Here is a 26,518-nt window from a genome sequence, read left to right as displayed (position 1 = left end):
CGGCTTGCCCCGGTGCCGGCCTCATAAGACGGGCTTTCTACTCTGAAATCCGGTAAAATGGGGAGGTCGAAAAAGCTACTGTCCGAGGCAGCAGCTTCTGTCGCTTCAAAAGCGCTCGCCTGGGCATGCAGATGTCCTGCTCGGAGCGCTTTTTTTCATCATGAGTGGGGCGCCCGGTTTTGGCCCTGTTTGGCCCGAGCATGATCCCCATGATTCCTGTTAAAGCAGTGTCGTCAACTTCGCACTTATATTAGTTAATGAACAACATACGCAATTTCTCCATCATCGCCCATATTGACCACGGTAAATCGACCCTGGCTGACCGCATCATTCAATTGTGCGGCGGCTTGTCCGACCGCGAGATGGAGGCGCAGGTGCTCGATTCGATGGATCTGGAGCGCGAGCGCGGCATTACCATCAAGGCGCAAACGGCGGCCTTGCACTACAAGGCGCGCGATGGCCAGATCTACAATCTGAACCTGATCGATACGCCAGGCCACGTCGACTTCAGCTATGAAGTGTCGCGCTCGCTGTCGGCGTGCGAAGGCGCGCTGCTGGTTGTTGACGCGTCGCAAGGCGTGGAAGCGCAAACGGTCGCCAACTGCTACACGGCGCTGGACCTGGGCGTGGAAGTGGTGCCCGTCCTGAACAAGATCGACTTGCCGAACGCGGATCCTCCGAGCGCCATTGCCGAGATCGAAGACGTGATCGGCATCGACGCGGGCGACGCCGTGCATTGCTCGGCCAAGACGGGCTTCGGCGTGCTGGACGTGCTCGAGCAGCTGATCGTCAAGGTGCCGCCACCGAAGGGCGACCCCGATGCGCCGCTGCAGGCGCTGATTGTCGACTCCTGGTATGACGCCTATGTGGGCGTGGTCATGCTGGTGCGCGTCATCAACGGCACCCTGAAACCAAAAGACAAGATCCGCCTGATGGCCACCGATTCGGTGCAGCTGGTGGAAGACATCGGCGTGTTTTCGCCCCGTTCGCAATCCTTGCCGCAATTGTCGGCAGGCCAGGTGGGCTTCATCATCGCCGGCATCAAGGAATTGAAAGCGGCGAAAGTGGGCGATACCGTCACCCTGGCCAACCGTCCTGCCGCCGCGCCATTGCCCGGCTTCAAGGAAGTGCAGCCGCAAGTGTTCGCCGGCCTGTTCCCCGTGGAAGCGAATCAGTATGACGCGCTGCGCGACTCGCTGGAAAAGCTGAAACTGAATGACGCGGCCCTGATGTACGAGCCGGAAGTGTCGCAGGCGCTGGGCTTCGGCTTCCGCTGCGGTTTCCTGGGTTTGCTGCACATGGAAATCGTGCAGGAACGCCTCGAGCGCGAATTCGACATGGATCTGATCACGACGGCGCCAACCGTGGTGTATGAAGTGATCCAGCGCGACGGCACCATGATCAACGTCGACAATCCATCGAAGATGCCCGATCCGTCGCGCATCGAGGAAGTGCGCGAGCCTATCGTCACGGTCAATCTGTACATGCCGCAGGAATACGTGGGCTCCGTGATCACCCTGTGTATCGGCAAGCGCGGCATCCAGATGGACATGAGCTACCACGGCCGCCAGGTCAAGCTCGTGTATGAAATGCCGATGGCCGAAATCGTGCTGGACTTCTTCGACCGCCTGAAGTCGACGTCGCGCGGCTATGCCTCGATGGATTACGAGTTCAAGGAATACCGCGCGGCCGACGTGGTCAAGGTCGACATGCTGATCAACAGCGAAAAAGTCGATGCGCTGGCGATTATCGTCCACCGTTCGAACAGCCAGTACCGTGGCCGCCAGGTGGCTGCCAAGATGCGTGAACTGATCCCGCGCCAGATGTTCGACGTGGCCATTCAAGCGACCATCGGCGCCAACATCATTTCGCGCGAGAACGTGAAAGCCTTGCGCAAGAACGTGCTGGCCAAATGCTATGGCGGCGATATCAGCCGCAAGAAAAAATTGCTGGAAAAACAAAAAGCGGGTAAGAAACGCATGAAGCAAGTGGGTTCCGTGGAGATCCCGCAAGAGGCATTCCTGGCAATTTTACAAGTGGATGGTTAATCAATGAACCTGCAAGTGATTTTAGGAAATTTCGCTTTAATCCTGTTCGTGCTGATGGTGTTGACGGGCCTGGTCTGGTGCCTGGATGTGTTTTATCTGTCCAAGCAGCGCCGCAAGGCGGCCGACCGCGCCCTGGCCGAGTTCGACGCACGCCAGTCCAAGCTGGCCGCCGAGGGCATCAAGTCCGATGCGGGCGGCAGCCGCGCCAGCATCGAGGCGGCCCTGTTGCGCCAGCCGACCTGGGTCGAGTATTCGGGCAGCTTCTTCCCCGTCATCGCGCTCGTGTTCTGCCTGCGCTCGTTCCTGTACGAGCCATTCAAGATCCCGTCGAGCTCGATGGTGCCGACCTTGCTGGTGGGCGACCTGATCCTGGTGAACAAGTTCACCTATGGTATCCGTTTGCCGATCGTCAACAAGCGCATCATTGAAGTCAACGATCCGCAGCGCGGCGACGTGATGGTGTTCAAGTATCCGAAAGATATGTCGCAAGACTATATCAAGCGCGTGATCGGTGTGCCCGGTGATAAAATCACCTATGAAAACAAGCGCTTGACGGTCAACGGCAAGGAAGTCGCCTACACGCCGCTGGACGACTACCTGGACGATGAAAGCACGGTCTACCACAAGCAGCTGGAAGAAAACCTGACGGGCGTGAGCCACCGCATCCTCAACGACGAGCCTGCTCCAACGTTGAACTTGCGCGAAGTGAAGGATTTCCCGCACAAGGATGCGTGCAACTACAACGAAGACGGTTTTACGTGTGTAGTGCCACAAGGCAATTACTTCATGATGGGCGACAACCGCGACAACAGTGCGGACAGCCGCTACTGGGGCTTCGTGCCGAACGAGAACATCGTCGGCAAGGCTTTCCTGGTGTGGATGAACTTCAGCAATCCGAAACGCGTGGGCGGCATACACTAAGCCGGTCTGGTCTGTAAAGGACCGGCCATGGCTGCCGCGCCGATTCCCCGCGTGGCGGCCAGCCGAATTACTCAGATGACACAGAAACAACAATGAATCTTCAGCTATTGCAAACCCGTTTAGGCTATACGTTCCAGGATGCTGGCCTGTTGCAGCAAGCCTTGACGCATCGTAGCCACAGCAGTTTGCATAACGAGCGGCTGGAATTCCTCGGCGACTCCATCCTCAACTGCGTGGTCGCTTCCATCCTGTACGAGCGCTTCAAGTCCATCGACGAGGGCGACCTGTCGCGCCTGCGCGCCAATCTGGTCAAGCAGCAGTCGCTGTATGAAATCGCGCAAAAGCTGGAACTGTCGCAATTCCTGCGCCTGGGCGAAGGCGAACTCAAATCGGGCGGCTTCCGCCGTCCATCGATCCTCGCCGACACCCTGGAAGCCTTGCTGGGCGCGATTTTCCTCGACACGGGCTTCGATGCCGCCAGCACGGTGATACGCGCCTTCTACATCCCTATCCTCGATTCGGTCGATCCGCAAACCCTGGGCAAGGATGCCAAGACCCTGCTGCAGGAGTTTTTGCAAAGCAAGAAAATTTCGCTGCCACAGTACAACGTGGTGGCCACCCACGGCGCCGCCCACAGCCAGGAATTCGAGATCGAATGCCTGGTGCCGAAATTGAACATCCAGGTCTACGGCCGTGGCGGAAGCCGCCGCGCCGGTGAGCAAGCCGCCGCCAAACTGGCGCTGGACGTGGCCGAGCAGGCGCTGTTGAAGTCGCCTGCCGCCAGCCGCAAGCCCAAACCGCGCGCCGCCCAGCTCAAGCTGGCCGGCATTGCCACCATCCAGAGCGACGACGCGCAAGCTCCTGCAGCCCCGGCGATCGCCGCTCACACTAAACAGAATCGACACTAGCATGACAGCCACCAAAATGCCCGACAACTTCCGCTGTGGCTATATCGCCATCGTGGGCCGCCCCAACGTGGGCAAATCGACCCTGATGAACGTGCTGATCGGCGCGAAGGTCAGCATCACTTCGCGCAAGGCGCAAACCACGCGCCACCGCATCACGGGCATCCAGACGGTGCCGGATGCGCAGTTCATCTACGTCGACACGCCAGGTTTCCAGACGCGCCACTCGAACGCGCTGAACAAGACGCTGAACAAGACCGTCACTAACACCCTGATTTCCTCGGACGTCATCCTGTACGTGATCGAAGCGGGCACGTTCGGCCCGGCCGACCAGCAAGTGATGGACCTGTTGCCGAAGGAAGTGCCATGCATCCTCGTCATCAATAAATCCGACCGCGTGAAGGACAAGGCCGTACTGCTGCCGTTCGCGCAAAAGATCGCCGCCATGCGCGACTTCGCCGCCATCGTGCCTGTTTCCGCCAAGCTGCACTTCCAGCTGGAAGGCTTGCAGAACGAAATCAAGCGCTTCTTGCCGGAAAACCAGCCCATCTTTGGCCCGGACGACATCACGGACCGCAGCGAGAAATTCCTCGCCTCGGAAATCGTGCGCGAAAAACTCTTCCGTTTCGTGGGCGACGAACTGCCGTACACGAGCACCGTGCTGATCGAGAAATTCGAGCAGGAAGGCGATCTGCGCCGCGTGTTTGCCGCCATCCTGGTCGAGCGCGACACGCACAAGTCCATGATTATCGGCAACAAGGGCGCGCGCCTGAAGGAAGTCTCCACCCAGGCCCGCCTGGATATGGAAAAGCTGTTCGGCGGTCCCGTGTACCTGGAAATCTGGGTCAAGGTCAAGTCGGGCTGGGCCGACAACGAGGCGGGCTTGCGCGCCTACGGCTACGAGTAATCCGCAACCCGGGGGCGACGCCACACGCATGAGCACCACCACGCCAGCGCTGCAGCATCCTGCGCCAGCTTCACCTGCTGTTTCCGCACCTGTCCCCGCGCCGGTGGCCATCGCGCCGCCGGCCGTACCTCCCACAGCACCCCGGCGCAGCCGTCCGCCCACGCGCGACGGCCGCATCACGGGCCAGCCAGCCTTTGTGCTGCACAGCTACCCACATAAAGAAACCAGCCTCATCGTCGACGTGTTTACGCGCGAGTATGGCCGCATCGCGCTCGTTGCCAAGGGCGCCAAGCGGCCCCATTCGCAGTTGCGCGGCGTGCTGCAGACGTTCCAGCCGCTGCAAGCGGGCTGGACGGGCAAGTCCGAGCTGCGCATCCTCACCGGTGCGGAATGGGTGGGTGGCATGTTGCCGTTGGAAAAGACCGCCTTGTTGTGCGGCTTTTATTTGAACGAATTGCTGGTCAAATTGCTCGCGCGCGACGATCCGCATCCCGTCCTGTTCGACCACTACGTTGCTACCTTGAATCAACTGGCGCACAATGAGCCGCCGCCCATCGTGCTGCGCAAGTTCGAGCGCGCCCTGCTCAAGGAAACGGGCGTGGCGGCCGACCTGACGCGCTGCACGGGCACGCGCCATGCCGTCGAGGCGGGGCAGGTGTACGTGGTCGACCCGGAACGGGGGCCGCGCCCGGCGCGCGCCGCCGACGCTTGGCCCAGGATCACGGGCAAGACCCTGCTCGACATGGAGCGCGAAGATTATCTTGACGTGGCCACGCAGGCGCAAAGCAAGCTGTTGATGCGCTTTTTGCTGGCCCATCAACTGGGCGGCGCCACCTTGAACACGCGCCAGATACTGATTGATTTAATGCAGCTGTAGCTGAAGTTTGCAGCAGGACAGCACTTTACGGATACCATTTATATGAGCTTTTTGCAGCCTTCCGGCCCCGTCATCGACCTGGGCGTCAATATCGACCACGTGGCCACCTTGCGCAATGCGCGCGGCACCGCGTATCCGGACCCGATCCGCGCGGCCCTGCTGGCCGAACAGGCCGGCGCCGACGCCATCACCCTGCATTTGCGCGAAGACCGCCGTCACATCAAGGATGCGGACGTGATCGCCATCGCGCCGCAATTACTGACGCGCATGAACCTGGAAGCGGCTGTCACGGCCGAGATGATCGATTTCGCCTGCCGCATCAAGCCGGCGGACGTCTGCCTGGTGCCGGAAAAGCGCACGGAGGTGACGACCGAAGGGGGCCTGGACGTGGTGCGCTACTTCAAGGAAGTGCAGGCGGCGGTGCAACAATTGCAAGGCGAGGGCATCCGCGTGAGCCTGTTCATCGATGCGGACGAGCAGCAGATCGCTGCCGCCGCCGAGCTCGGCGCGCCCGTGATCGAGCTGCACACGGGGCGCTATGCCGATACGCAAGGCGCCGAGCAGCTGGCGGAACTGGAGCGCATCAAGGCGGGCGTGCTGTTTGGCGTGGGCTGCGGCTTGAAAGTCAACGCGGGTCACGGCTTGCATTACACCAATGTGCAGGCCATCGCCGCCATTCCCGATATTGCTGAGCTGAACATCGGCCACGCCATCGTCGCGCATGCCGTGTTTGTCGGCTGGGAAAACGCCGTGCGCGAAATGAAGGCCATCATGGTGGCCACGCGCCTCGGTCACAGGGCTTGACACGGGAGTAGGGCATGATCTACGGCATCGGTACCGATATCTGCAAGATACCCCGCATCGAGGCGGCCCTGGCGCGGCACGGCGAGCGTTTCGCGAAAAAGATACTGGGGCCGCAGGAGCTGGAAAAATTCCGCGCCCGCAGCGCCAAGAATGCCGCGCGCGGCGTGCGCTTCCTTGCCACGCGCTTCGCGGCAAAGGAAGCGTTTTCCAAGGCCATCGGCCTGGGCTTGCGCATGCCGATGACCTGGCCCGCCGCGCAGATGCTGAACCACCCCAGCGGCAAGCCGATGATCGTCTGCAGTGGCGTGCTGGCGCAGTTCATGGAGAAAAATCGCCTGAGCGCGCAAGTGACCATCAGCGACGAGGAAGAATATGCCGTGGCGTTTGTGATTGTGGAGCAAGCGCCGTAATGCAGACGACTGCTGGGGTCAGTCTTTTCGATCGGAATGCGTCCCACCGGGACGTATTCCCCCGGCGGGTCTGACCCCATTTAAGAGCCAGCAATGACTGAAGCAATACCCGACCTCAATTCCGCGGAAACGCCACCCGACCCGCGCGCGCAGGTGCTGGCGACCGTCGCCAAGCTGCCGAATTTGCCCGGCGTGTACCGCTATTTCGACGCCGCCGACAAGGTGCTGTATGTCGGCAAGGCGCGCGACCTGAAAAAACGCGTCTCCAGCTACTTCCAGAAGAACCTGGCCAGTCCCCGCATCGCCATGATGGTCGAGCGCATCGCGCGCCTGGAAACGACGGTCACGCACAGCGAAGCGGAAGCATTGATCCTGGAAAACAACCTGATCAAGGCGCTGCAGCCGCGCTACAACATCCTGTTCCGCGACGACAAGTCGTATCCGTATCTGAAGATCACGAATGGCGATGCGCCGCGCATGGTGTATTACCGGGGCGCGGTGGACAAGAAAAACCAGTATTTCGGGCCGTTCCCCAGTTCCTGGGCCGTCAAGGAATCGATGCAGATCCTGCAAAAGGTGTTCCTGATCCGTACCTGCGAGGACAGCGTGTATGCGAACCGCACCCGTCCCTGCCTGCTGCACCAGATCGGCCGCTGCAGTGCGCCCTGTGTGGACCTGATCAGCAAGGAAGACTACAAGAACGACGTGGAAAACGCGGCGCGCTTCCTGCGCGGGCGCCAGAGCGAAGTGCTGGCCGACCTGGAAAAGAAGATGCACGCGTTTGCCGCTGAATTAAAATTCGAGCAGGCCGTGGTGGTGCGCAACCAGATCGCCTCGCTGTCGCGCGTGCTGCACCAACAAAGCATGGAGACGACGGGTGACGCCGATGTCGACATTCTCGCCGTGCTGGTGCAGGGCGGGCGCGCCTGCGTCAACCTGGCCATGGTACGCGGCGGACGCCATCTGGGCGACCGCGCTTATTTCCCCAGCCAGCTCAGCGATGCGGCGGCGATTGCCGAGGAGCCGATCGAGGTGGAAGTGCTGGCCGCCTTCCTGGCCCAGCACTACACGGAAAAATTCATTCCCGGCACCCTGATCCTGAATATCGAATTCGACCAGCCAGCCCTGATGGTGGCGCTGATGGAGCAGTGTGGCCACCGCATCAACCTGATCTTCCAGCCGCAGGGGCAGCGCCGCCAGTGGCTGGAAATGGCGCAGAAGGGCGCCGAGATTTCGCTGGCGCGCTTGTTGTCCGAGCAGGGTTCGCAGCAGTCGCGCACGCGCGCGCTGGCCGAAGCGCTGCGCCTGGAAACGGAAGACCTCGACAGCCTGCGCGTGGAGTGTTTCGACATCAGCCACACGCAGGGCGAGGCGACGCAGGCGTCGTGCGTCGTGTTCCACCATCACGCCATGCAGAATGGCGAATACCGGCGCTACAACATCAATGACATCACGCCCGGCGACGATTACGCGGCCATGCGCCAGGTCCTCATGCGCCGTTACGAGAAAGTGGCGAATGGCGATGGCGTGATGCCCGACGTGGTCTTGATCGACGGCGGCAAGGGGCAGATCGAAATGGCGCGCCAGGTGTTTGCCGAGCTGGGACTCGATATCAGCTTGATTGTCGGCGTGGCCAAGGGGGAGGGGCGCAAGGTGGGCCTGGAAACCCTGCTGTTCGTCGATGGCCGCGCGGCGCAGGAACTGGGCAAGGAATCGGCGGCTCTGATGCTGATCGCGCAAATCCGCGACGAGGCGCACCGCTTCGCCATCACCGGCATGCGCGCCAAGCGCGCCAAGACGCGCCAGACGTCGCGCCTGGAAGAGATCGAGGGCATCGGCGCCAAGCGCCGCCAGAAACTGCTGTCGCGCTTTGGCGGCTTGCGCGGCGTGGTCGACGCCAGCATCGAGGATCTGATGTCGGTGGAGGGGATTTCCACGCAGCTGGCAGAAGAGATTTACAAGCAGCTGCATTAGAACTCCTAACCAAACCTACTGCGCTTCTCGGTCGCAACTCACTGCCGCTCGCTACGGTTTTGTGAGGGTTCTATGACGGCCTGGTCCGGTGCCGCGGCAACCGGACTAGGCTAATACCCTGGGGCCATGTAGACTAGTGGCGCTTTCTTCACGCTTTCCTCATGTTCAATTTACCCGTCGGCCGATTGCTCTCTTATGCCTTTTAATATTCCCATCCTTTTGACCTGGCTGCGCGTGGCCCTGATACCGCTCGTCGTCGGCGTGTTTTATTTGCCGCCGTCGATGCTGCTGCATGGCGACCAGAACCTGGTTGCCACCCTGGTCTTCATTGTTGCCGCCGTCACCGACTGGTTTGATGGTTTCCTCGCGCGGCGCTGGAACCAGACCTCGGCCTTCGGCGCCTTCCTCGACCCGGTCGCCGACAAGCTGATGGTGGCGGGCGCCTTGCTGGTGCTGGTGCAGCTGGACCGTGTGAATGCCGTGCTGGCCTTCATCATCATCGGCCGCGAAATCACGATTTCCGCGTTGCGCGAATGGATGGCGCAGATCGGTGCATCGAAATCGGTGGCCGTCAGCTCGATCGGCAAGATCAAGACGGCCGCGCAAATGACGGCCATTCCCCTGCTGCTGTACCACGAAGTGATCTTTGGCGCGATCGACACGCACGTGTGGGGCGAGAAGCTGCTGTGGATCGCCTGCGTGCTGACGGTGTGGTCGATGTTCTATTATTTGCGTCTGGCATGGCCGCTGATTAAAGAAAAAGCGGGAAATTTGCACTAAGAATAGGCAGGCGGCTGCTTTGTGCGGAATATTTTGCAAAACACCAGATATTGCCCGTTGACAGCCCCTGTAATCCCTCTATAATGCTGGCCTGTTGTTGATGACGCGGGAGTAGCTCAGTTGGTAGAGCGCAACCTTGCCAAGGTTGAGGTCGAGAGTTCGAGACTCTTCTCCCGCTCCAGTTTTCTGGATCGTGTCATAGGTAAAAACAGCGACTGCAGTAAAAAGTAGTACTGGCGATGTAGTAGAGCTTCTGATACAATGTTGTCCACTGCGGGAGTAGCTCAGTTGGTAGAGCGCAACCTTGCCAAGGTTGAGGTCGAGAGTTCGAGACTCTTCTCCCGCTCCAGTGAATGCTGGATCAGCAGTAAAGCAGCACTGGTAAACGGTAGCAAAAAGCAGTAAAATAGCGGTTCGTATGCGGGAGTAGCTCAGTTGGTAGAGCGCAACCTTGCCAAGGTTGAGGTCGAGAGTTCGAGACTCTTCTCCCGCTCCAGCGAAAGCTGAAGTAGTACAGCAAGAATGGCAGTAGCAGAAAATAGAAGCTCCAATGCGGGAGTAGCTCAGTTGGTAGAGCGCAACCTTGCCAAGGTTGAGGTCGAGAGTTCGAGACTCTTCTCCCGCTCCAGAATTCTAAAGGGAAGCTAAGCTGGCTTCCTTTTTTTATCCGCCGAAGTAGCAGGCGCGATTAGGCAGTATCCAAGCTCCAATGCGGGAGTAGCTCAGTTGGTAGAGCGCAACCTTGCCAAGGTTGAGGTCGAGAGTTCGAGACTCTTCTCCCGCTCCAGTTTTCAAGGTGTGCCGCAAGGCCCATCCAAGCAGTTCCTCTGGCGAGGTAGCAAAGAGGTTATGCAGCGGCCTGCAAAGCCGTTTAGACGGGTTCGATTCCCGTCCTCGCCTCCAGATGAAAAAAATAGCCCACTTTCGAGTGGGCTATTTTTTTGTCCGCGCATTTGCCGGACTTTTGCCGGCTGCGCATCTTGTATAATGCCGGCAAGCTCAGCCGCGCCGCCTGGCGCCTTGATGAAACTTCCCCTTTCCGCCATACCGATGTAGTCACTGACGACTTTCCTGCTCCGATCGACCTCAGCGCAGCTTTTTTTGTGACGCCCGCTGGTATGGCTGTGCCTGATGATTGTCCATCAGGCCGGCATTTTCCTGTTCCGACTTTGGATACGCATCAATGATCAACACAACTTTTCGGGATGAGTGGTTCTCGAACCTGCAAAAGAACGTCCTGGCGGGCCTGACCACTTCCTTTGCCCTGGTACCTGAATGCATCGCCTTTGCCCTGGTGGCGCAATTGAATCCCCTGATGGGCCTGTATGGCGCCTTCATCATTTGCGCATTCACGGCCATTTTTGGCGGACGCCCCGGCATGATTTCCGGCGCCGCCGGCTCCATGGCCGTCGTCATCGTGGCACTGGTGGCTCAGCATGGCGTGCAGTATCTGCTGGCCACCGTGGTGCTGAGCGGCATCCTGATGGCCTTGTTCGGCATCTTGCGCCTCGGGAAATTGATCCGCATGGTGCCCTATCCGGTGATGCTGGGCTTTGTGAATGGCCTGGCCATCGTCATCGCCATGGCCCAGCTGGAACACTTTCGCCAGGCCACGCCGCAGGGCGAAACCTGGCTGCAAGGCATGCCCTTGTATGTGATGGGCGCGCTGGTGGCGCTGACCATGGCCATCGTCTACGTGCTGCCGCGCGTCACGAAGGCCGTGCCTCCCGCGCTGGTGGCCATCCTCGGCGTGGGCGTGCTCAGCCATTTCTTGCACCTGCCCACGCGCACCCTGGGCGACCTCGCGCATATCGCCGGCGGCCTGCCGGCCCTGCATTGGCCCACCGTGCCGCTGGACATGGCGACCTTGCATATCATTTTCCCATATGCAGCCCTGATGGCCATGGTGGGCTTGCTGGAAACTTTGCTCACTTTTAATCTCACCGATGAGATGACTGAAACGCGGGGCCAGCCGAACCGCGAATGCATCGCCCTTGGCGCCTCGAACGTCGTCTCGGGCCTGTTTGGCGGCATGGGCGGTTGCGCCATGATCGGGCAGACGATGATCAACCTGAGCTCGGGCGGCCGCTCGCGCCTGTCGGGCGTGACGGCCGGCGTGATGATTTTGCTGTTCATCCTGTTCCTGTCGCCGCTGATCGAGCGCATCCCGCTGGCCGCCCTGGTGGGCGTGATGTTCGTCGTGGCGCAGCAGACGTTTGCCTGGGGTTCCTTGCGCGTACTGGGCAAGGTGCCGTTGCAGGATGCGCTGGTGATCGTTGCCGTGACGGTCATTACCGTATTCACGGACCTGGCGATGGCCGTGCTGTGCGGCATCGTCATCGCCGCCTTGAATTTTGCCTGGCAACATGCGCGTGAAATGCGTGCCGATATCGATGACAGCAGCGCCGGCGTGCGCGTGTACCTGCCGCATGGCACGCTGTTTTTTGCTTCCACCACGCATTTCCTGGAACTGTTCCAGCCAGCGTCGGACCCGGCCCGCGTCATCCTTGACTGCCGGCACCTGCACATGGCCGATCACTCGGCCATTGCCGCCATCGAATCCTTGTATGAACGCTATGACAAGGCGGGCAAGCATCTGCAGGTGACGCATCTGTCCACCCGCAACCAGGCCTTGCTGCAGCGGGCCGGGGTGGATGTGGGAGTGGCGTAAAATAGGGGATTGTTGAATGTCTGTGGAGTATGAATGCTGTCGAACGAACAAGAACAATTGTTGCAACAAAGCCAGGCGGGCTTCGACGCCTACTATGACGCGCTGGGCGCCTCGCTGGTGAATTTCGTCGAGCGCCTGGGCATCCAGCCGGCGCACGAAGTGCTGACCAACGCTGCCGAATACCTGCCGTATATCGACGCGGCCATGCGCACCATCGTCATCCGCGACGAGAGCTGGCAGTGGGTAAAAACCATGCTCGGCTATTTTATCGGCGAATACTTCGTGCAAGGCCATGCGGGCTGCTGGTATGTGGAAACGCGGGCGGAATCGCCGCATTTTTGCCGCACCATGGTGGGCGGCTTCGAGCATGGCTTGCCAGCGGACGCCGCCATCGATCCGGAGGCGCTGGCGCTGGAATTTCTGGGGCAATCCGTGCCGCGCGAGCTGGCGGTGCTGATCGCCAAAGCGCAAGCCCGTGCGGCTTGATGCCGCACGGCTTGCTTAAACAGATTTAAAACTCTTCCCACTCGCCTTCGGCCGGCGCAGTGGCCTTGCTGCTGGCGCGCGTCGCGGGCAGGCGCAGGGCAGGGGCCGAAGCCTTGCGGGCTGGTGCGGCAGCAGTCGGCGTTGCGCTGCGCTGTGCCGCTTTTACGCTGAAACGGTCGGTCGCTACTGCATTGGCATCGAGGCGGAAGACGCTGACCACCTGCGCCAGTTCGCTCGCCTGTTCCTGCATCGCTTCGGCCGCTGCCGAGGCTTCTTCCACCAGGGCCGCATTTTGCTGGGTTACCTGGTCCATTTCGGAAATGGCCTGGTTGACTTGCTCGATGCCCGCGCTCTGCTCTTCGCTGGCGTTGCTGATCTCGCTCATGATGGAAGTGACAAAGCCGATGCTTTGCACGATTTCTTCCATCGTCTTGCCGGCCTTGTCGACCAGGTCCGTGCCCACGTCGACCTTTTGCACGGAGTCGTCGATCAAGCCCTTGATCTCTTTTGCCGCCGCTGCCGAGCGCTGCGCCAGGTTGCGCACTTCCGTGGCCACCACGGCGAAGCCGCGGCCCTGTTCGCCGGCGCGCGCCGCTTCCACGGCCGCGTTCAATGCCAGGATATTCGTCTGGAAGGCGATGCCGTCGATGACGGAAATGATGTCGACGATTTTCTTCGACGAGGTATTGATTTCGCCCATGGTGGCGACCACTTCGGCCACCACGGCGCCGCCGCGGCTGGCGATGCCGGCCGCGTCGCCGGCCAGTTTATTCGCCTGGCGCGCATTGTCGGCGTTCTGTTTCACGGTCGAGGTCAGTTCTTCCATCGACGAGGCCGTTTCTTCCAGCGAACTGGCTTGCTGTTCCGTGCGCGACGACAGGTCCTGGTTGCCGGCGGCGATTTCCGCGGAGGCCGTGGCGATGGTGTCGGTGCCGCTGCGCACCTGGCCCACGATGCCCACCAGGCTGTCGTTCATGGTTTTCAGGGCATGCATCAGCTGGCCCGTTTCATCGCGGCCCTGGGCCGTGATGGTGCTGGTGAGGTCGCCAGCTGCCACGGTTTCCGCCACTTTCACGGCGGCGCGGATGGGGCCGGTGATCGAGCGCGTGATCCACCACGCGAAACCGATGCCCATCAGCACGGCCAGCACGCCCATGGTGATCAGGAAGATGCGGGTGCCGCTGTAGGCTTCGATGATGCTGGCGCCGACGCCGTCGGCGGCCTTGATCTGCATGTTGGCAAAGCGTTTGACTTCGGCCAGGTAGGCCACGGTGATCGGCGCCACTTCCTTGTCGAACACGACCTTGGCGCCCGCCACGTCGCCGTCGGCCTTCATCTTGAAGGCGCGCGCGCGCGTCGTCACGTAGTCGGTGCGGACCTTGCGCACGACCTTGAATTGCTCGATCACGGCAGGATTGAGCAAGGACGCGATGATGTCATCCTGCAGCTTGCTGGAACGCTCCGCATCGACTTTCAAGTCTTCCTCGATCTTGGCGCGCACGACAGGATCGGTGATCTCGAACGAGGCGACGCCGCGCACGCTGTTGAGTTCAATGATCTTCGACCATTCGGCCACCATGCGCTGGTTCTTGATGCTGGTATTGATGAGGCGGTAAGTCAGGTCGCTGGCCGTTTGCATGCGCACGAGGGCGGTGATGGTCAAGGCGGCAAGCAACAGCAATACGACAGCAAAGCCGACGCCAAGGCGGCTGCCGATGTTCAGGTTTTTCATGTAATTCCTAACAGTTTAATAGTCATGATCGCCGCCGCCAGCAGGGGCGGACAGGCGCCGCAAGGCGCAGGGGATCGGGGTCTTCGGGTGCCGCGTGATGGCTGTGCGGCGCGCCACGCTGAGCGTGGCGATGGAGGTGAAGCAAGGGGCATGTCGGTCAGGCTGACCGCTGCCCAGCAAGCCGCAAGTATAGCATTGACGCAGGGAAATAGTTTTTCAAAGCAATTTTAATTGTTTTTTGATATTGATTTCCTGTTGTGTTTTTACATCAAGTACCTGCGCTATAAGTACTATCACTTACATAAGTGCTGACTTATCGCATGGTCGCCTGATAAAATACTAATGATAATCATTCGTATTAAAACATCGAACAGGGAATTGTATGCAGCGCAAGCCAGGATTCAAACCGATCACCATCGCCGTACTGGGCGCCTTGACCTTGGGCGCCATTCCGCTGGCCAGCTGGGCGCAGGAAAGTTTGCCCGCCGTCACCGTGACGGCGGCTAAGGACAAGGATGGCTATGTTGCCGCCAGCTCGGCCAGCGGCACCAAGACGGAAATGGCTTTGCGCGACGTGCCGCAGACGATCAACGTGGTGCCTGCCGCCGTCATCCGCGACCAGAACGCCATGTCGATCCAGGACATCATGAAGAATATCCCCGGCGTGGGCCTGTCCACGGGCGACGGCCAGCGCGACCAGGTGTTCATCCGCGGCTTCACGGCCATCGGCGACCAGTTCGTCGACGGCTTCCGCGATGACGCGCTGTACTTCCGCGACCTGTCGAATGTGGAGCGCCTGGAAGTGATCAAGGGGCCGGCCGCCGTGCTGTACGGCCGCGGTTCCTCGGGTGGCCTGGTCAATCGCATCACCAAGAAGCCGGGCGTGGACATCACGGACGTGGCCCTGAGCCTGACGAACACAAAAGGGCGCCGCGGCGAAGTCGACGTGGGCCGTGTCGGCGAGACGGTGGACTGGCGTTTCACGGGTGCGCGCGAATTGTCGGACAGCTACCGCGACCAGCAATTCATCAACCGCACGGCGTTGGCCCCGTCCGTGGCCATCCGCTTGTCGAGCGCGACGAAACTGCTGCTGCAGGGCGATTACCTGGAAGACCGCCGCCTGACGGACTTCGGCATTCCGTCCTACCAGGGCCGTCCCGTCGCCGTCGATGCTGGCACCTATTATGGCGCCGCCAACGCCCGCGATGCGGACTTCAGCCAGTCGCGCGTGGTGTCCACGGCCGCGACACTGACGCACAAGTTCAGCGATACTCTGTCGCTGCGCAATGCCTTCCGCTACTACGATTACCACCTGGACCGCAACAACACGAATATTTCCGGCAACGTCAACGAAGTCAAGGGCACGATGAGCCTGGGTCACGCCAAGCTCAACCGCGACGAGAGCGGCTGGTTTAACCAGACGGAACTGACGCAAAAGCTGGTCACGGGCACCTTGCGCCATGCAGTGCTGTACGGCGCCGAGTTCGGCAAGCAAAACAAGGATGCGTCGAGCTGGGCTTCGACCGTGGTGGCGACGAATGTATCGATCTTCAACCCCGTCCTGCCGCAGGTCAACCGCAGCAAGCTGGGCGTGCGCAGCGATACTTTCGGCACCTATGACACGGCCGCCGCCTACGTGCAGGACGCCATCAGTTTCAGCGACGAATGGAAGGCGCTGGCCGGCTTGCGCTACGACCGCTACAAGCAGCAGTCGCGCCTGGCCAATGCGGCCGGCCTGACGACGGCGGATTTGTCGCGCACGGATTCGGCCTACAGTCCCCGCGCCGGCCTCGTCTGGCAACCGAGCGCCGTGCAATCGTACTACGCGTCGTGGAGCCGCTCGTTCCAGCCGAGTGGCGAGAACTTCGCCCTGGCCGCCAACAATGCCGACCTGGCGCCGGAAACCACGCGCAACACGGAAGTGGGCGCCAAGTATGACCTGTGGGGTGGCCGTGCCAACGCCACCGTGTCGCTGTTCCGCCTGGAGCGCGACAATATCAAGACCAGCGACCCGATCACGAACCGCATCGTGCCCGTCGGCACGCAGCGCACGGACGGCCTGGAGCTGACCTTCAACGCCGACTTGCACGATGGCTGGAAGATGATGGCCGGCTACGCTTACCTGGACGCCACCATCACCGATTCCATCGCCGTCGACCGCAGCGTGAATGCGCCGGGCACGACGACGGCCAGTTCCGTCGCCATCAAGGGCAAGCGCGCCACCTTGACGGCGCGCAACACGGCCAATCTGTGGCTGACGAAAGACCTGGGCCACGGCTTCACCGTGGGCGGCGGCGCGAATGCCGTGGGCAGCCGCTTCGCCAACCCGGGCAACACCGTCGTGCTGCCAGGCTACGTGACGGCCGACGCCATGGCCGCTTACCGCACGGGTCGCTATGAAGTGCAACTGAACGTCAATAATATCGGCGACACGCGCTACATCGTCTCGGGCCACGGTTCCAGCCCGAACCTGAGCTTGCCGGGCGCGCCGCGCAACGTGGCGCTGACCTTGCGCTACAGCTTGTAATTTGTCATTTTTCTGACGCATCCCAAACCCGCTCGCGAGCGGGTTTTTTCATGGTGGGTAGCGATGTGCAAGCGTGCCAGGCAGGCTGGCATTGTTTAGAGGGAATATTCGGTATCGTCAAATTAATGTTGACTAAAGGCAATTTTTTCCAGCGGACTAAGCCTTGTCGGAGTTTGAGGGGTAAAATACTGTCATACGGCACAGGCATGGTGCTTATATCTTGGTGATATGACACGACCACGACGCCGTATGACTTTTATTTACTCACATCATAGAGGCCTGAATATGGTTCAGATGTCCAGGCGCCAGTTCCTTCGGGTAACTGGCGCGACCATTGCTGGTTCCAGCCTCGCCCTGCTCGGTTTCGCACCGGGCCAGGCGATGGCGGAAGTGCGGCAATACAAGCTGTCTCGCACGACCGAGACACGCAATACCTGTCCCTACTGTTCGGTAGGATGCGGCGTCCTGCTGTATGGGCTGGGCGACGGCGCGAAAAATGCCGTTTCCAGCATCATCCACGTGGAAGGCGATGCCGATCACCCGGTGAACCGCGGCACCTTGTGCCCGAAAGGCGCCAGCCTGGTCGACTTCATCCACAGTCCGAACCGCCTGAAAGTGCCCGAATACCGCGCACCGGGCGGCACGGAATGGCAACCGATCTCCTGGGATGTGGCGCTCGACAAGATCGCGCGCCTGATGAAGGATGACCGCGATGCCAACCTGATCGAAAAGAATGCCGACGGCAAGACCGTCAACCGCTGGCTCTCCACCGGCATGCTTGCCGCGTCCGCCGGCAGCAACGAGGTGGGGTATCTGACCCACAAGACAGTGCGCAGCATGGGGATGCTGACCTTTGATAATCAGGCGCGTGTATGACACGGACCGACGGTGGCAGGTCTTGCCCCGACGTTTGGCCGTGGCGCGATGACGAATCATTGGGTCGATATCAAGAATGCCGACGTGATCCTGGTCATGGGCGGCAATGCAGCAGAAGCACATCCTTGCGGATTCAAATGGGTAACGGAAGCGAAGGCGCATAACAAGGCCAAGCTGATCGTTGTCGATCCGCGCTTTACCCGTACCGCATCCGTGGCAGATTACTACTGCGCCACGCGTACCGGCACGGACATCGTCTTCCTCGGCGCGATCATCAATTACCTGCTGACGAACGACAAGATCCAGCATGAGTACGTGCGCAACTACACGGACATGCCTTTCATCGTGCGCGAAGACTATGCGTTCGAGGATGGCCTGTTCTCGGGTTTCGACAAGGAAAAAGGCAAGTACACGGACAAGGCCACCTGGGATTACGAGATCGGCGACGACGGCTATGCCAAGGTCGACCCGACCCTGGAACACCCGCGCTGCGTCTACCAGATGATGAAGAAGCACTACGCGCGCTACACGACCGAGATGGTCGAACGCACGTGCGGCGTGTCGGCCGACAAGTTCCACAAGGTGGCGGAGGCGTTGGCTTCGACCGCCGTGCCGGGACGCGCCGGCACCATCCTGTACGCGCTGGGCTGGACGCACCACTCGACGGGCGCGCAAACCATCCGCACGGGCGCCATGGTGCAGCTGTTGCTGGGTAATATGGGGATCGCCGGCGGCGGCATGAACGCCTTGCGCGGCCACTCGAACATCCAGGGCTTGACCGATCTGGGCCTGATGTCGAACCTGTTGCCAGGTTACATGACCCTGCCCAACGAGGGCGAGCAGGATTTCGACGCCTACATCGCCGCGCGCGCCACCAAGCCGCTGCGGCCGAACCAGCTCAGCTACTGGAGCAATTACCGCAAATTCCACGTCAGTTTCATGAAGACGTGGTGGGGCGACTTTGCCACGGCGGAAAATAACTACGCCTTCGACTACCTGCCGAAACTCGACAAGCCGTATGACTTGATGCAAGCCATCGAGAACATGCACCAAGGCAAGATGACGGGCTATATCTGCCAGGGCTTCAATGTGCTGGCGTCCGCGCCGAACAAGCAGAAGGTCACGGAAGCGCTGTCGAAGCTGAAGTTCCTCGTCATCATGGATCCGCTGGCCGTGGAAACGGGCGAATTCTGGAAGGCGCACGGGCAGTATCACGAAGTCGATCCCACCAAGATCATGACGGAAGTGTTCCGCCTGCCGACCAGCTGCTTTGCCGAAGAGCGCGGTTCGCTGGTGAGCTCTTCGCGCGTGCTGCAATGGCACTGGCAGGCGGCCGAACCGCCGGGCCAGGCGCGCAGCGACCTGGAGATCATGTCCGGCCTGTTCCTGCGCATGCGCAGCATGTACCAGAAGGAGGGCGGCAAGTTCCCCGATCCTATCGTCAACCTGACGTGGAATTATGCGCAGCCGCATAATCCGCAGCCGGAAGAAATCGCCCGCGAATTCAACGGCCGTGCGCTGGCCGACCTGTACGATCCGAAGGACGCGACCAAGCTGCTGGTGAAAAAGGGCGAGCAGCTGGCTTCGTTCGCGCAATTGCGCGACGATGGCACGACCACCAGCGGTTGCTGGATCTTCGCCGGCAGCTGGACGCAGGCGGGCAATCAGATGGGACGGCGCGACAATAGCGACCCGACCGGCATCGGCCAGACGTTGGGCTGGGCCTGGGCCTGGCCGGCGAACCGCCGCGTGCTGTACAACCGCGCCTCGTGCGACTTGAAGGGCAAGCCTTTCGATCCGACCCGCAAGCTCATCGAGTGGAATGGCACGAACTGGAGCGGGGCCGATATTCCCGACTTCAAGGTCGACGAACCGCCGGAAAACGGCATGGGCCCGTTCATCATGCTGGGCGAGGGCGTGGCGCGCTTCTTTGCGCGTGGCGCCATGGCCGAAGGGCCGTTCCCCGAGCATTACGAGCCGTTCGAAAATCCGCTGGGCTACAACCCCATGCATCCGAAAAACCCGCAGGCGACCAGCAATCCGGCCGCGCGCGTGTTCGCCGATGACCGGAAAATGTTCGGCACGCACGAGGAATACCCGCATGTGGCCACCAGCTACCGCCTGACCGAGCATTTCCATTACTGGACCAAGCATGCACGCCTGAATGCCATCATCCAGCCGCAGCAATTCGTTGAAATCGGCGAAGAACTGGCCAAGAGCATCGGCGTCGTTGCCGGCGGTGAAGTGCGCGTCAGTTCCAAGCGGGGACACATCATCGCCAAGGCCGTCGTCACCAAGCGCATCAAGGCTTTGATGATCGAGGGCAAGCCGGTGCATACCGTGGGCCTGCCGCTGCACTGGGGCTTTACGGGCGTGGCCAAGCCGGGGTATCTGATCAATACCTTGACGCCGGGCGTGGGGGATGCGAATTCGCAAACGCCGGAATTCAAGTCCTTCCTCGTGAAGGTGGAAAAAGCATGATGGGAGCTCAATAATGGCACTGCAATCCTTAGATATCCGGCGCCTGTCGGCTACCACGGTAACGCCGCCGCAAGCGCGCAGCCCGGTGACGGGCACCGTGGCCAAGCTGATCGATGTGTCGAAATGCATCGGCTGCAAGGCTTGCCAGACGGCGTGCATGGAATGGAACGACTTGCGCGATGAAGTCGGCGAAAACCATGGCACCTATGACAATCCGACGGACCTGACGCCGCAATCGTGGACGGTGATGCGTTTTGCCGAACACGAAAACAACGACGGCAACCTCGAGTGGCTGATCCGCAAGGATGGCTGCATGCACTGCGAGGACCCGGGCTGTCTGAAAGCCTGTCCGGCGCCGGGCGCCATCGTGCAGTACACGAACGGCATCGTCGATTTCCACCAGGAAAACTGCATCGGCTGCGGCTACTGCGTGGCCGGCTGTCCTTTCGACGTGCCCCGCATTTCGAAAAAGGACGACCGCGCCTACAAGTGCACGCTCTGCTCGGACCGCGTGGCCGTGGGCCAGGAACCGGCTTGCGTGAAAACCTGCCCGACGGGCGCCATCGTTTTCGGCACCAAGGAAGACATGAAGGTGCATGCGGAAGAGCGCATCGTCGACCTGAAGTCGCGCGGTTTCGAAAATGCGGGCCTGTACGATCCGCTGGGCGTGGGCGGCACGCACGTGATGTACGTGCTGCACCATGCGGACAAGCCGAAGCTGTATTCGAACTTGCCGGAACGTCCGCGCATCAGCCCGATGGTGGGCTTCTGGAAGGGCTGGTCCAAGCCGCTCGCGGTGGCCGGCATGGCCGCCACGGCCCTGGCAGGCTTCTTCCATTACACGCGTGTCGGTCCGAACGAAGTGAGCAAGGACGAAGAGCACGAGGCGCTGGAAGAGGCCAAGCGCATCCGGGAGGAAGACCATGAGCCACAGTGATCTGCATGATAGAAAGCTGCGCGACAAGGATGGCAACCCGCTGATCCAGCGCTACGACCCGAACGAGCGCACGAATCACTGGGTGACCGCCATCACCTTCGTCATGCTGGCGCTGTCCGGCCTGGCCATGTTCCATCCCTCGATGGCGTGGCTGGCGAACCTGTTCGGCGGCGGGCAATGGACGCGCATCCTGCATCCGTTTGCCGGCCTGGTGATGTTTGTCTCGTTCGCGATCCTCGTGGTGCGCTTCTGGCACCACAACAAGTTCGAGGACGGCGACAAGCAGTGGCTGAAACAGATGGACGACGTGCTCAACAACCGCGAAGAAAAGCTTCCGAAGATCGGCAAATACAATGCCGGCCAGAAGATCCTGTTCTTCGTGCTGCTCGCTTGCATGGTGGGCTTGCTGCTGTCGGGCATCGTGATCTGGCGCGCGTACTTTGCGTTCTATTTCCCGATTCCCGTCATCCGCGCGGCCGCCTTGCTGCATGCCGTGTGCGCGTTTGGCATCATCTGCTCCATCATCGTGCACATCTATGCGGCACTGTGGGTCAAGGGTTCGATCGGCGCCATGGTGCGCGGCACCGTCACCTACGGCTGGGCGCGCAAGCACCATCCGAAGTGGTTTGAGGCTGTCATTCGCAATACAAAAGACTAAGTTCTTGATATTGATGACACCGGCATTACCCGGGGTCAGTCCCAGGACTGACCCCTTTCTTTTTATCGATTAGAATACTTTACAGCCCCTTTTTTGATGGGAAACTCCATTGGTACAACGCATTCTTCAGCCAGGCGAAATCGAAGGCCTGGACCACAACGCGATTCCGCGCCTGCTGCTGCCGCAGCCTGACAGCCTGTTCAAGGCGCGCGCCTTGCGCTTGCGCGAACTGGCGCAGGGAAAAATCAAGGGCATTCCCGTCGATGCGGGCATGCAGGGCTACCTGGTGCTGATGGCCGCGCTGGCCGATGCGCAGGCCGCCGTGGTGGGAAAACTGGCGCCCGGCGCCGTGCCGGCCGCCGACCCGGACGCGCTGCGCCGCGCCATCCAGCACCGCATGCCCGTGCTGCCCGTCAGCGGCGCCCGTCCGCCCGTCTGGCGCGACATCTTTGCCAGCCTGCTCGATGAACTGGCCGCCACGGCGACAAGCCAGCCGGCATTGTCCGGCGGCCTGACGCAGGTGCTGGCCCAGCTGCGCGCGCTCGATGCCTCTGCGCTGGACGCCTGCGCCGATGCCGTGCTCGATGAAAACGGCGACAACCTCAATCCCATGCATGCGCCGTTCGTCGCGGCCGCCCTGCAAATTTTATGGTCGGTGTCGGCCAGCGAATTGCGCGCCGCGCGCGTGCCGGACCTGGAAACGGGCACCCTGTGCCCCGTCTGCGGTTCGCACCCCGTCGCCAGCGTGATCCGCATCGGCGGCGGGTCGCAGGGCTACCGCTACCTGCACTGCGGCATCTGCGAAAGCGAATGGCATATGGTGCGCGTGAAGTGCTCGACCTGCGAACAGAATGGCAAGATCGCCTACCAGGGCCTGGACGCTGCCGACGCCGCGCCGTTCGACCCCGTGACGGCAAAGGACGACAAATTGCCCAACAAGGCGAACGATCCGAAGAAGGTGGCGCGCGCGGAAACCTGCGACGACTGCCACACCTACCGCAAGGTCTTCAACCAGGAACACGATTACAACGTCGAACCGCTGGCCGACGACCTTGCCAGCCTGATGCTCGACCTGCTGGTGGGCGAAGCGGGCTACCAGCGCGCCAGCGGCAATCCGCTGCTGTGGCTGGGGAAGAGCGACAGCAGCGAGGGCCAGCAGTCATGACGACGGGGCAAACCGTGCGCCTGCCATCGGTAGACCGCATCCTGGGAGACACGGCTTGCCTGGCCCTGATTGCGCACCATGGCCGCGTGCAAACGCTGGCCTGTGCGCGCGCCGTGCTGGCCGAACTGCGCACCGCCATGCTGGCGGGTGCCGTGTGCGAAGAGGGCGCGTCGATTGCCGCCATCGCCGCGCACATGGAAGAACGGCTGCAATCGCAATCGCGTTCGCAACTGCGCGCCGTGTTCAACCTGACGGGCACCGTGCTGCACACGAACCTGGGCCGCGCGCTGCTGCCCGACGCCGCCGTGCAAGCCGTGGTGGAAGCGTTGCAGTGGCCGATGAACCTGGAATTCGACCTGGAAACGGGCAAGCGCGGCGACCGCGACGACCTCGTCGAGGAACTGTTGCGCGAATTGACGGGGGCCGAAGCGGCCACCGTCGTCAACAACAATGCGGCCGCCGTGCTGCTGATGCTGAACACCCTGGCGCAGAACAGGGAAGTCATCGTCTCGCGCGGCGAACTCGTGGAAATCGGCGGCGCCTTCCGCATCCCCGACGTCATGACGCGCGCCGGCGCCGTGCTGCGCGAAGTGGGCAGCACCAACCGCACGCACCTGGCCGACTATGCGAATGGCGTGAATGACGACACGGCCCTGTTGATGAAGGTCCATTGCAGCAATTACGCGATCACCGGCTTTACCAAGAGCGTGGAGCTCGACGAACTGGTGCCGCTGGCGGCAAAACACCATGTGCCGACCGCCGTGGACCTGGGCAGCGGGACCCTGGTCGACCTGGCGCAATACGGCCTGCCGCATGAAACGACGGTGCGCGAAACCATAGCAGCGGGGGCCGACCTGGTCACCTTCAGCGGCGACAAGCTGCTCGGTGGCCCCCAATGCGGCGTGATCGTCGGTCGCGCCGACCTGATCGCAAAGATCAAGCGGAACCCCTTGAAACGCGCGCTGCGGGTCGGCAAGCTGACGCTGGCCGCCTTGGAACCCGTGCTGCAGCTGTATCGCGCGCCGGACTTGCTGGCCGAACGCCTGACCACCTTGCGCCTCTTGACGCGTCCCGCCGCCGTCATGCGCGCGCAGGCGCAAACCCTGCTGCCGCTGTTGCAAAGCGTACTCGGCGCCACCTATATGGTTACCGCCGAAGCCATGAAAAGCCAGATCGGCAGCGGCGCCTTGCCCGTCGACCAGCTGCCCAGCTTTGGCCTGGCCATCCGCAGCGCGCCCGGTTCGCGCCTGAGCAATCCATTGGGCGTGCTGGAGCAGCGTTTGCGCGCCTTGCCGTGCCCCGTGATCGGGCGCATCGGGCAAGATACGCTATGGCTCGACTTGCGCTGCCTGGAAGCGGCGCACGTGACGACCTTCATCGCGCAGCTTGCCGGGTTGTCCGCATGATCGTCGGCACCGCAGGCCATATCGACCATGGCAAGACGACGCTGACGCGCGCGCTGACGGGCGTGCACACGGACCGCCTGAAGGAAGAGCAGGCGCGCGGCATTTCGATAGAACTCGGTTACGCCTATCTGCCGCTGGCGGACGGCACGGTGCTGGGCGTGATCGACGTGCCTGGCCACGAAAAATTCATCCGCACCATGGCCTCCGGCGTGACGGGCATCGACTTCGCCCTGCTGGTGGTGGCCGCCGACGATGGCGTCATGCCGCAGACGCACGAGCATCTGGCCATCTTGCAGCTGCTGGGCGTGACGCAGGGCGCCGTGGCGCTGACCAAGATCGACCGCGCCGATGGCGCCCGCGTGGCGCAGGTGGAAGCGGATATCGAAGTGCTGCTGGCCGGCACGCCGCTGGCGGGCAGCCCGATTTTCCCCACGGCCGCCAATCGCGACAATGATGCCGGCGTGGCCGCTTTGCTAGCGCATCTGACGCAAGCGGCGCGCAGCCTGCCGCAGCGTGACGAACGGCGCTTGTTCCGCCTCGGCGTGGACCGGGTGTTCACCTTGTCGGGGCAGGGCACCATCGTCACCGGCACGGCGCTGGCGGGACGGGTGCAAGTGGGCGACATGCTGCAACTGGCGCCCGGTGGCGCGCAAGCGCGGGTGCGCAGCATCCATGCGCAGAACCGCGCAGCCGGGACGGGCATGGCGGGCCAGAGATTGGCGCTGAACCTGGCAGGCATCGACCGCGAGCGCATCGAGCGGGGCAACTGGATCGTCGCGCCCGAGCTGGCGCAGTGTGCCGAGCGCCTCGACGTGGAACTGACCCTGCTGCCCGACGCGGGAGTACACCTGAAAGCCTGGTCGCCGCTGCACGTGCACCTGGGCGCGGCGCACCAGCTGGCGCGCGCCGTCATGCTCGATGGCGAAACCCTGTCGCCGGGACAGACGGGCAGGGTACAACTGGTATTCGAGTCTCCCATGCACGGCGTGCCGGGCGACCGTTTCGTCGTGCGCAACGCGCAGGCGACGCAAACGGTGGGCGGCGGCATGGTACTCGATCCGTTCGGGCCTGCGCGTAAGCGGCGCAGCCCGGCCAGGCTGGCCTGGCTCGATGCGCTGGCCGCGTTTGTCGCGCACGGCGACTATGCGGCCCTGCTGGCGCAAGGCCCGCTGGGCTTGCGCGAATCGTTGCTGGTGCGCCTGTCCTTGTTGCCGGCGGACGCCCTGGCGCTGCCGCCCGACACGCGGCGTATCGCCCTGCGCGGTGGCGACGCCCTGCTGGTGGCGCCACCGGCGTTGCTGGCGCTGGAAGGGCGGGTGCTGGCGGCATTGGAAACCTTCCACGCGCGCGCCCCCGACGAGGCGGGGCCGGAACTGTGGCGTTTGAAACGCATCGTCGACGCGGAGATGGAAGACGTCTTGTGGAGCCACCTGGTCGAAGGCTTGCTGGCGCGCGGCGAGGTACTGGCGCGCGGCGCCAGCCTGCACTTGCCGACGCACAGCGTGGAACTGACGCCGCAGGAGCAGGCGGTGGCCGAGCCCTTGCTGGCCGCCCTGGAGCAGGGACGATCCGATCCCCCATGGACGCGCGACCTGGCGCGCGGCTTCGGCCTGGCCGAGGATGAAACGCGCCGGCTGTTGCGCAAACTTGCCAAGGCAGGGCAGATCAGCCAGGTCGTGCACGACCTGTTTTATCACCAGACGGCGCTGGCCGAGCTGGCGCAGCTGGTGCGGGAACTGGCGCACAAGGAGGAAGGGGATGCAGGCTTGCCGGCCGGTAATGGCGCCGTGGGCGCGGCCACCTTCCGCGACGCCAGCGGCCTGGGCCGCAAGCGGGCGATCCAGGTTTTGGAATTTTTTGACCGCGTCGGTTATACTCGCCGTGTTGGCAATGGGCATCTATTACGCCCGCAAGCGTTGTGGTCCTACACCACAGCCTTGCCCAAGAGCTAGC

At 61.9% G+C, this 26,518-nt stretch carries 20 protein-coding genes and 6 tRNA genes; 25 read left to right on the top strand and 1 reads right to left on the bottom strand.

Going from position 1 to position 26,518, the window contains the following annotated elements; genetic code table 11:
- Positions 1-257 precede the first annotated feature (257 nt).
- The 18 genes from lepA to U0004_RS20470 all read left to right on the top strand — a co-directional run bounded on the left by lepA (position 258) and on the right by U0004_RS20470 (position 12,783).
- Entirely contained in the window at positions 258-2,048 is a 1,791-nt protein-coding gene (lepA, locus tag U0004_RS20555; protein WP_034749621.1) for a translation elongation factor 4, read from the top strand.
- A 3-nt stretch (positions 2,049-2,051) separates the two neighbouring features.
- Positions 2,052-2,969 carry a signal peptidase I gene (gene lepB / locus U0004_RS20550; protein WP_034749618.1) on the top strand — a complete coding sequence of 306 codons (918 nt, stop codon included), beginning with the start codon at positions 2,052-2,054 and terminating at the stop codon, positions 2,967-2,969.
- A gap of 92 nt (positions 2,970-3,061) precedes the next feature.
- Positions 3,062-3,877: a ribonuclease III gene (gene rnc / locus U0004_RS20545; protein ID WP_034749615.1), complete on the top strand. Its 816-nt coding sequence runs from the start codon at positions 3,062-3,064 to the stop codon at positions 3,875-3,877.
- A gap of 1 nt (position 3,878) precedes the next feature.
- A complete protein-coding gene (gene era / locus U0004_RS20540) occupies positions 3,879-4,781 on the top strand; it encodes a GTPase Era (protein ID WP_034749612.1) in 903 nt (300 codons plus the stop codon).
- Between the two features lie 28 nt (positions 4,782-4,809).
- Positions 4,810-5,658, top strand: coding sequence for a DNA repair protein RecO (gene recO / locus U0004_RS20535; protein WP_070255323.1), 849 nt, complete (start codon positions 4,810-4,812; stop codon positions 5,656-5,658).
- Between the two features lie 42 nt (positions 5,659-5,700).
- Positions 5,701-6,462, top strand: coding sequence for a pyridoxine 5'-phosphate synthase (gene pdxJ / locus U0004_RS20530; RefSeq protein ID WP_070255320.1), 762 nt, complete (start codon positions 5,701-5,703; stop codon positions 6,460-6,462).
- Positions 6,463-6,476: 14 nt separating this feature from the next.
- A complete protein-coding gene (gene acpS / locus U0004_RS20525) occupies positions 6,477-6,872 on the top strand; it encodes a holo-ACP synthase (protein ID WP_034779219.1) in 396 nt (131 codons plus the stop codon).
- 93 nt (positions 6,873-6,965) lie between these two features.
- The gene (gene uvrC / locus U0004_RS20520; RefSeq protein WP_070255317.1) at positions 6,966-8,846 is read left to right on the top strand and encodes an excinuclease ABC subunit UvrC; all 1,881 of its coding nucleotides are present in this window, start codon (positions 6,966-6,968) and stop codon (positions 8,844-8,846) included.
- 195 nt (positions 8,847-9,041) lie between these two features.
- Positions 9,042-9,626, top strand: coding sequence for a CDP-diacylglycerol--glycerol-3-phosphate 3-phosphatidyltransferase (gene pgsA, locus U0004_RS20515; RefSeq protein WP_034749601.1), 585 nt, complete (start codon positions 9,042-9,044; stop codon positions 9,624-9,626).
- Positions 9,627-9,731: 105 nt separating this feature from the next.
- Positions 9,732-9,807: transfer RNA gene (locus U0004_RS20510), tRNA-Gly, on the top strand.
- A 92-nt stretch (positions 9,808-9,899) separates the two neighbouring features.
- Positions 9,900-9,975: transfer RNA gene (locus U0004_RS20505), tRNA-Gly, on the top strand.
- Positions 9,976-10,046: 71 nt separating this feature from the next.
- Positions 10,047-10,122 (top strand) — tRNA-Gly (locus tag U0004_RS20500).
- Between the two features lie 56 nt (positions 10,123-10,178).
- Positions 10,179-10,254 (top strand) — tRNA-Gly (locus tag U0004_RS20495).
- 83 nt (positions 10,255-10,337) lie between these two features.
- Positions 10,338-10,413 (top strand) — tRNA-Gly (locus U0004_RS20490).
- Between the two features lie 42 nt (positions 10,414-10,455).
- Positions 10,456-10,529 (top strand) — tRNA-Cys (locus tag U0004_RS20485).
- A gap of 38 nt (positions 10,530-10,567) precedes the next feature.
- Positions 10,568-10,813: a hypothetical protein gene (locus U0004_RS20480; protein ID WP_139144102.1), complete on the top strand. Its 246-nt coding sequence runs from the start codon at positions 10,568-10,570 to the stop codon at positions 10,811-10,813.
- Positions 10,810-12,297 carry a SulP family inorganic anion transporter gene (locus U0004_RS20475; protein WP_070254519.1) on the top strand — a complete coding sequence of 496 codons (1,488 nt, stop codon included), beginning with the start codon at positions 10,810-10,812 and terminating at the stop codon, positions 12,295-12,297. The genes U0004_RS20480 and U0004_RS20475 overlap by 4 nt, the downstream gene beginning before the upstream one ends.
- Positions 12,298-12,330: 33 nt before the next feature.
- Positions 12,331-12,783, top strand: a complete 453-nt coding sequence (locus U0004_RS20470; protein ID WP_070254520.1) for a hypothetical protein — start codon at positions 12,331-12,333, stop codon at positions 12,781-12,783.
- A gap of 25 nt (positions 12,784-12,808) precedes the next feature.
- On the opposite strand, the gene U0004_RS20465 is transcribed toward U0004_RS20470, so the two are convergent.
- Positions 12,809-14,515, bottom strand: coding sequence for a methyl-accepting chemotaxis protein (locus U0004_RS20465; RefSeq protein WP_070254521.1), 1,707 nt, complete (start codon positions 14,513-14,515; stop codon positions 12,809-12,811).
- A gap of 382 nt (positions 14,516-14,897) precedes the next feature.
- On the opposite strand from U0004_RS20465, the gene U0004_RS20460 reads away from it, so the two are divergent.
- The 7 genes from U0004_RS20460 (at position 14,898) to selB (ending at position 26,517) form a co-directional block, all read left to right on the top strand.
- Positions 14,898-17,042: a TonB-dependent receptor gene (locus U0004_RS20460; protein WP_070254522.1), complete on the top strand. Its 2,145-nt coding sequence runs from the start codon at positions 14,898-14,900 to the stop codon at positions 17,040-17,042.
- Positions 17,043-17,327: 285 nt separating this feature from the next.
- Positions 17,328-20,399 carry a formate dehydrogenase-N subunit alpha gene (fdnG, locus tag U0004_RS20455; RefSeq protein ID WP_092605954.1) on the top strand — a complete coding sequence of 1,024 codons (3,072 nt, stop codon included), beginning with the start codon at positions 17,328-17,330 and terminating at the stop codon, positions 20,397-20,399.
- 13 nt (positions 20,400-20,412) lie between these two features.
- Complete coding sequence (gene fdxH / locus U0004_RS20450) at positions 20,413-21,336, top strand: formate dehydrogenase subunit beta (RefSeq protein ID WP_034779207.1); 924 nt, start codon at positions 20,413-20,415, stop codon at positions 21,334-21,336.
- Positions 21,323-21,994, top strand: a complete 672-nt coding sequence (locus tag U0004_RS20445; protein ID WP_070254524.1) for a formate dehydrogenase subunit gamma — start codon at positions 21,323-21,325, stop codon at positions 21,992-21,994. Before fdxH ends, U0004_RS20445 begins: the two co-directional genes overlap by 14 nt.
- A 109-nt stretch (positions 21,995-22,103) precedes the next feature.
- Positions 22,104-23,159 (top strand): formate dehydrogenase accessory protein FdhE, encoded by a 1,056-nt coding sequence (gene fdhE / locus U0004_RS20440; RefSeq protein ID WP_070254525.1) that lies wholly within the window; start codon positions 22,104-22,106, stop codon positions 23,157-23,159.
- Entirely contained in the window at positions 23,156-24,565 is a 1,410-nt protein-coding gene (gene selA / locus U0004_RS20435) for an L-seryl-tRNA(Sec) selenium transferase (RefSeq protein ID WP_070254526.1), read from the top strand. The genes fdhE and selA overlap by 4 nt, the downstream gene beginning before the upstream one ends.
- Positions 24,562-26,517 (top strand): selenocysteine-specific translation elongation factor, encoded by a 1,956-nt coding sequence (selB, locus tag U0004_RS20430; protein ID WP_070254527.1) that lies wholly within the window; start codon positions 24,562-24,564, stop codon positions 26,515-26,517. Before selA ends, selB begins: the two co-directional genes overlap by 4 nt.
- The last annotated feature ends 1 nt before the right edge of the window (position 26,518 follow it).

The sequence above is a fragment of the Janthinobacterium lividum genome (genome assembly GCF_034424625.1).
In the GTDB taxonomy this organism is placed as follows: Bacteria; Pseudomonadota; Gammaproteobacteria; order Burkholderiales; family Burkholderiaceae_D; genus Janthinobacterium; species Janthinobacterium lividum.
This window is presented reverse-complemented; position numbering and strand designations above follow the sequence as displayed.